Annotated in this window: 1 protein-coding gene; it reads left to right on the top strand. The window is 58.5% G+C overall.

Annotation, left to right across the window (positions count from 1 at the left end; genetic code table 11):
* On the top strand, positions 1-376 hold a 376-nt coding region (locus ZA05_RS00170; RefSeq protein ID WP_197276023.1), incomplete at both ends, for a hypothetical protein.

The following is a 376-nucleotide window of genomic DNA, read 5'->3' on the forward strand; positions in this document are numbered from 1 at the left end:
CTCGACGGCCTTGACCCTGTACAGTATATGGTATCCTACTACCTTACGGAGGACGATGCCGAATCCGGCACCTCTGCCATCCCCAACCCACTCAGCTTTACCAACACGGTACCCTTTGCCCAAGAGGTATGGGTGCGCGTGGAGGACAGCGCCAACGGCTGCCACAAGGTGGTGCCGCTGGAGCTCATCGTGAACCCATTGCCGGTACTGATGCAGCCAGAGCCATTGGAGCTTTGTGACTACAACAACCCGGGCGATGAACAGGAATCCTTTGTGCTGGAGGACAGTACGGCAGGGATCCTTGGCGGACAGGTGGGGATCGCACTGAGCTACCACCTTACGATGGCGGATGCGCAGAGCGGTGACAATGCCCTTG

The organism is Mangrovimonas sp. TPBH4 (assembly GCF_001280505.1).
Lineage (GTDB): Bacteria > Bacteroidota > Bacteroidia > Flavobacteriales > Flavobacteriaceae > Mangrovimonas_A.